Below are 5689 nucleotides of genomic sequence, written 5' to 3'. Positions count from 1 at the left end.
CAGCGCCAGGAAGGCGATGGCGACGAGCACGAACTCGGCTTGCGCCGCGGGCGTCGCCACGCGCATGAGCTGGCGGTCCCCGGTCCGCGTGCCGATCAAGGGCAGCACCGTCTGCACGATGGCGACAGCGAGCGCGAGGATGAGCGCGTAGTGTCCGGTTTCGGCGATCATCTCCTAGCGCCGTCTCTCCCTAATTGACCTTGCCCTGAGCGTCGCCCGGCGTCGCGGCCTGCTCCTCGCCGCGCCACACGCCCTCTTCCTTCAGCTTCTTTGCAACCTCGGGCGGCATGTATTTCTCGTCGTGCTTGGCAAGAACGTTGTCGGCCTGGAAGGTGCCATCAGCTCCGAGCATGCCTTCGGCGACCACGCCCTGTCCTTCGCGGAAGAGGTCCGGCAGCACGCCAGTATAGGTGACGGGCAAGTTTGATACCTTGTCGGTGACGACGAAATGGATCGTGGCTCCCTGCCCGCGCACCACGCTTCCCGTCTCGACCAGGCCGCCGAGCCTGAAGCGCTGACCCGGCGCAATCTGCATCTTGGCGACCTCGCTCGGACTGTAGAAGAACACGATCGAGTCGCGCATGGCGTAGAGCACGAGCCCGACGGCGACGCCGAGCACCAGAAGGCAGGTGCCGATCAGAACGCCTCTTCGCTGCTTCCGCGTCATGACCTCAATCCGAGCTCGGCTGCAAGCCGATCGAGCTGTTGCAGCGCCTCTGCGTTGCCTGAGAATTGGCTCTTGGCGCGGGCGAGCGCCTTCAAGGCGTCGTCCTTGCGGTCGAGCACGCTATAGGCTCTGACGAGCTTGAGCCAGCCGCCAAGATCGCTTCCATCCTGATCGAGACGTGCGGCAAGACGCTGCACCATCATCTCGATCATGGCCTGCGTCTTGTCCGGGCTCATGGTTGTTCCGGCCTTGGGATTTTGCGCGGCTGCGCTCTCCGCATCGCTCGAGGCGCCGGGAGCCGCTGGCGCGGTCTCGGCCGCGGCCGACTGGTCTTTTGGAACCGGCTTACCGGCGAGATGCGCCTCGTCGTTCGCGACCCTCTGCTCGACCATCTGGCGCCAGGGCGCGGCGGCCGGCGCCTTGTCGAGCAGCAGGCGCCAATCCGCGACCGCGCCGGCGAAATCCCCGTCCTGCTCCTTGGCGATCGCAAGCAGGATGCGCGGCTCGATGAGACTTGCATCAAGTTCCAGCGCGCGGGTGAGGATGCCGCGCGCCTCCTCGCTCACCACGCCGTTATTGGCGAGCACGAGCGCCTGGCCTTGTCCCGACAGCCGCTTGGCCGAGGGACCGAGCAGCCTGATTGCCTCGCCATAGGCATCGGCGGCATCTTGGTAACGCTGCGCGCCGAGATAGACCGGCGCGATCACATCCCAGCCCTCGCCCTCCTCGGGATGCTCGCGGAGCCGCGCCTCGACACGGGCGACGAGCGCACCGAGGTTCTGGCTGTTGGCGGGATCTTCGAGCCGCGCTTCGAGCGGCTGGTCGGGAAGACGGGGAGAGCCGTAGAGGAGGTAGAGCCCGAGGGCGACAACCGGCACCGCAATGGCAACGACGGCCGTTGCGACGCGCGCGCGCTTTGCCTCGGGCTGTCCGCTCGTTTTGGCGTGCTCCTTGCTGTCGGCTTGCAGCAAGCGCCGTGCAATCTCGAGCCGCGCGGCCTCGGCCTCGCTGTCCCCGATCAGGCCGCGCGCGCGGTCGGCTTCGATCTCGCCGAGTTGATCGCGATAGACGGTGGCGTCGAACGCCTCGCGTGGGGCCTCGCCCTCCCCGGCGGCAAGAAGCGGCCGCAACAGGACGTAGAGAACGACTGCCGTGAGGCAAGCGAGGATGAACCAAATCAACAAGGGCGACTGACGCCTCCGCTGGACCGGACCGCACGAGCGGACGAGCTAGCCATAGGCGAAACGCCGATCGGCGGGCAAGGTCCGCCCGCCTGTGACATTATTAATTCCGCGCAATCTCTTAGGTTCGAACGGGCCTAGCCCACGGCCTTCCAGGTGCCGTCCGGCTGGCGGCACGCAGTGCCCCGCGCCGTCTGCGGCTGGCCGGAAATATAGATCGTGTGGGTGTAGGTCCGGCAGTTCAGGCCGTTTTGCACGTAAGGCTTGCCGGGCACGATCTGGCCGCGGTGCTGGTTCTCGGGGTTGTCCCACGGCGTCGGCTGGCCGCTATGCCCGTATTCCAAGGCCTGATATTGGGCCGCCTCAGCCAGCTGCCGGTCGCGCTCATCGAGATCGCGGCCGATCAGATTGCCGAGAAGGCCGCCCGCGGCCGCGCCGATGACTGCGCCCCCGACGCGATTGTTCGGACCGCCGATGGCAGCGCCCGCGACGGCGCCTGCAGTGGCGCCGACAATGGTGCCCGTACCCTGCTTGTTGCCGGGCCCGCACGCCGCGGCCAGCAACGGAATAACCAAGATGGTGGCAAACTGAGTGGCTCGTCTCATCGCTTCCCCCTTCGGCCGTCCGCAAACCCGGCCCCCGGCAAGAGACTGAGTGAGTTTAAACGTCGCACGGCATCCTTGAAAGATAACAATTCTGGCCAAAATGCGTGCGATCTGGGGAAAATCCGGGAATTCAGGCTGCTGGCAGTTCGAGCTTGGCGCGCAAGCCCCCTTCCGGCGACGGCTCGAGCTCGAAGCGGCCTTTATATAGATGTGCGAGATCGGCGACGATCGAGAGGCCAAGCCCCGAGCCCGGCTTGCTCTCATCGAGCCTTTGCCCCCGCTTCACCGCCCTTTTGCGCTGCTCCTCGGTCAATCCTGGACCGTCGTCGTCGATGATGACGAGAAATCGCTTGTTTCCTTCCGCCACCCGCGCGGTCGCTTTCACCTGCGAGGTCGCCCATTTGCAGGCATTGTCGAGCAGGTTGCCGACCATCTCCTCGAAATCCTGCCGCTCCCCTTGGAACTTCAGGCCCGGAGCCGCTTCGACTTCGAGCGAAAGTCCCCGTTCCTCGTGGATGCGGTCGAGTGCGCGCTTCAGCCCTTGCAGCACCTGATCGACGTCGGTGACGTCGCCGATCACGCTCGAGCGCGCTGCCACGCGCGCCCTGTCGAGATGATGAGTGATCTGCGTGCGCATGACCTCGGCCTGCTCGACAACCTTCTCGGCGAGCGGCCCCTTGTGCGTGCGCGCCTCGTTCGCGATCACACTGAGCGGGGTCTTGAGCGCGTGCGCAAGATTGCCGACATGGGTGCGCGCCCGGTCGACGATCTCGCGGTTCGATTGGATGAGTGCATTCAGCTCCTGCTGCAGCGGCCTGATCTCGTAGGGAAGTTCGCCTTCGAGCTTCTCCGCCTGTCCCGACCTGATCGCGGCGAGATCCTTGCGGATATTGCCGAGCGGCGAGAGGCCGAAGCGAACCTGGAAATAGGTTGCCGCCAAGAGCCCGAGGCCGAGCACGCCGAGGGCCGCAATCAGAAGCCGCGTAAAGCCGGACAGATCGCGCTCGATCTCCGCGCCGTCGCCCGCGACCGCATAGGAATAGGGTGTGGAGTTTGGACCGGCCGGTCTGATTTCGCGCTCGAGCACGCGAAGGCGCTGGCCTTCGGGCCCTTGCGCATAGGCGCTGCGGGTAAGCGAATTATCGGGGGGGATTCCGTTCTGGCTCGGCAGGTTGAGCTGCTGGTCGAGCAGCGAGTCGGAGACGTAGAGAGGGCGCACCGATCCGTCGAGCGCCTTGACCTGCCAGTACCAACCGGAGAAGGGGATGGTGAAGATGGGCTCGCCGAGGGGAGCGGGTTCCTGCGGCTGACGCGCGCCGCCGACTGTGCTCGAAGCGACCAGGCTCGTCATGTAGACGTTGAGGCGGGCGTCGAAATTCCGCTCGAGCGTCGTGCGGTAGAGCGAGATGAGCAGGATCGCCGTGACGGGGATGACCACGAGCGTCCAAGCCGCGGCGGAGGCGAACAGCCGGAAGGCGAGAGAGTTAAACCTCATCGCTTTCGGCGGCGAGACGATAGCCGAGCCCGCGCACGGTCTTGATGACATCGACGGGAAGTTTCTTGCGCAACCGCCCGATGAACACTTCGACGGTGTTCGAGTCGCGATCGAAATCCTGCTCGTAGAGATGCTCGACGAGCTCGGTGCGGGAGACGACGCGGTTCCGGTGCAGCATGAGATAGGCGAGCACGCGGTATTCGTGGCTGGTCAGCTTGACCGCCTGGCCGTTGACGGTGACGCGCGCCGTCTTGGTGTCGAGACGGAGCGCGCCGCATTCCATCTCGTTGCTCGCGTGCCCCGCCGCGCGCCTGAGTAACGCTCGCAAGCGCGCCAGCACCTCCTCCATATGGAAGGGCTTGGCGACGTAGTCGTCGGCGCCCGCATCCATGCCCGCCACCTTGTCGCTCCACCGCTCGCGCGCGGTGAGGATCAGCACCGGCATCTTGCGGTTGTCGCGCCGCCATTGCTCGAGCACGCTGAGCCCGTCCTTCTTGGGCAGGCCGAGGTCGAGCACGACCGCGTCGTAGGGCTCGGTGTCGCCGAGAAAATGCCCCTCCTCCCCGTCGAAGGCGGTGTCGACGGCGTAGCCCGCATCGCTGAGCGCCGTGACGAGCTGACGGTTCAGATCCGGATCGTCCTCGACGACGAGAAGCCGCAAGATGAATGCCCTCCCCGGCTTGGGACTTCCGTCCCCTTAAAACTGCCCGGTAGCAGCGTCAACGGTGAGGTTGGTGACCTCGCCGGTCGGACCGAGCACGACAAGCTTATAGACATAGCCGTTACCCTGCTTGCACAGGGCCTGACTCACCACTTTGCCGCCGGTGCGTTTCTGCACCATCTGGTAGACGGCGCTTGCCGGAAGAAGGCCGTTCTGCGCGATGATCGCCGCCGCCTTGCCCCAGTCGACGCAACCGGGCTCGCCTGCCCGGCCCGCAACGGTCAGCGACGCCGCGGCAAATAGAAGGGTGATGATGAGCTTGACTGCCCGCCACATGGTTCCAGCCCGGATTTCCTTGTTGCGCGGGACCTTACATAAGCGCGCATGAATGAGACATGAACGCTAAAGCACGGCTTTGCGGCCGTGCTCAAGCGCCAGCCGGGCTCACTTACCCTTGGGCTTGGCCTGGGTTTTCGCGTCATCGACCTTGGCGCCGAGGGCGGCAAGGCCGAGACCGCCGAGAATGGCCGGGAGCTTCGTGATCAGGTCGGTGAGCGACATGTCGCCGACGGCCCACATCGCGACGACGGAAAGCGCTGCGCTCACACCGAGGACCTGCGTGCGATAGCCGTTGGCGAAGCCGCCGGAGAGGATGTAGCCGAGAACGTTCATGGATGATCTCCTTGGTTTGAGGGTGATGGCAAAGTCATCGGTGAGCAGGACGAGGTGCGCCGGCGCCTCGGCGACGACACTGAGGGCGCAAGCGGGTAGCGGCCGGTCTCTCGGCCACGAGCGAACAACAATCATGTTCGGAGTCTGGCTAGTCCTCGCGCATGGCGCGGCGCTGCTGCATGAGCTTCATCACGACGAGCGCGAGCGAGCCAAGACCGGTGACAAACCCGACGATGAGTGTCGCGATCTGGAGCCAGGGAACCCACGCGACAGGGTCGATCGCGACCGCGGCTGCGATCGAGACCCCCGAGCCGATTCCGCCGGCGGCCGCGGCCTGTTCCGCGCTCAGCTTTTCCACGGCGTGATACATGGTCTGACCTCCAGAAACTCTCGCTCCATCGATCATCA

Annotated in this window: 8 protein-coding genes; all 8 read right to left on the bottom strand. The window is 65.4% G+C overall.

What is annotated here, in order from left to right; translation table 11 throughout:
• Positions 1-190 precede the first annotated feature (190 nt).
• Positions 191-667, bottom strand: coding sequence for a cytochrome c maturation protein CcmE (gene ccmE / locus VFB18_RS06535; RefSeq protein WP_324972486.1), 477 nt, complete (start codon positions 665-667; stop codon positions 191-193).
• Positions 664-1851 carry a c-type cytochrome biogenesis protein CcmI gene (gene ccmI / locus VFB18_RS06530; RefSeq protein ID WP_324972483.1) on the bottom strand — a complete coding sequence of 396 codons (1188 nt, stop codon included), beginning with the start codon at positions 1849-1851 and terminating at the stop codon, positions 664-666. The genes ccmE and ccmI overlap by 4 nt, the downstream gene beginning before the upstream one ends.
• 134 nt (positions 1852-1985) lie before the next feature.
• Positions 1986-2453 (bottom strand): RT0821/Lpp0805 family surface protein, encoded by a 468-nt coding sequence (locus VFB18_RS06525; protein ID WP_324972481.1) that lies wholly within the window; start codon positions 2451-2453, stop codon positions 1986-1988.
• A 130-nt stretch (positions 2454-2583) separates the two neighbouring features.
• Positions 2584-3948, bottom strand: a complete 1365-nt coding sequence (locus VFB18_RS06520) for an ATP-binding protein (protein WP_324972479.1) — start codon at positions 3946-3948, stop codon at positions 2584-2586.
• Positions 3938-4609: a response regulator transcription factor gene (locus tag VFB18_RS06515; RefSeq protein WP_324972477.1), complete on the bottom strand. Its 672-nt coding sequence runs from the start codon at positions 4607-4609 to the stop codon at positions 3938-3940. The genes VFB18_RS06520 and VFB18_RS06515 overlap by 11 nt, the downstream gene beginning before the upstream one ends.
• Positions 4610-4645: 36 nt before the next feature.
• On the bottom strand, positions 4646-4945 hold the full coding sequence (locus VFB18_RS06510) for a hypothetical protein (RefSeq protein WP_324972474.1): 300 nt from the start codon (positions 4943-4945) through the stop codon (positions 4646-4648).
• Positions 4946-5053: 108 nt separating this feature from the next.
• The gene (locus VFB18_RS06505) at positions 5054-5281 is read right to left on the bottom strand and encodes a hypothetical protein (protein ID WP_324972471.1); all 228 of its coding nucleotides are present in this window, start codon (positions 5279-5281) and stop codon (positions 5054-5056) included.
• 148 nt (positions 5282-5429) lie between these two features.
• Positions 5430-5689: hypothetical protein (locus tag VFB18_RS06500; protein ID WP_324972467.1), on the bottom strand; the 260-nt coding region annotated here is incomplete at its 5' end.

The organism is Methyloceanibacter sp. (genome assembly GCF_035650995.1).
In the GTDB taxonomy this organism is placed as follows: Bacteria; Pseudomonadota; Alphaproteobacteria; order Rhizobiales; family Methyloligellaceae; genus Methyloceanibacter.
Note: the sequence above shows the minus strand (reverse complement) of the source record. Positions and strands in the feature narration are given on the sequence as shown.

Excerpts from the sequence above, each read along its gene's own strand:
- ccmE (WP_324972486.1), bottom strand. The coding sequence starts at position 667 with ATGACGCGGAAGCAGCGAAGAGGCGTTCTGATCGGCACCTGCCTTCTG.
- VFB18_RS06525 (WP_324972481.1), bottom strand. The coding sequence starts at position 2,453 with ATGAGACGAGCCACTCAGTTTGCCACCATCTTGGTTATTCCGTTGCTG.
- VFB18_RS06520 (WP_324972479.1), bottom strand. The coding sequence starts at position 3,948 with ATGAGGTTTAACTCTCTCGCCTTCCGGCTGTTCGCCTCCGCCGCGGCT.
- VFB18_RS06510 (WP_324972474.1), bottom strand. The coding sequence starts at position 4,945 with ATGTGGCGGGCAGTCAAGCTCATCATCACCCTTCTATTTGCCGCGGCG.
- VFB18_RS06505 (WP_324972471.1), bottom strand. The coding sequence starts at position 5,281 with ATGAACGTTCTCGGCTACATCCTCTCCGGCGGCTTCGCCAACGGCTAT.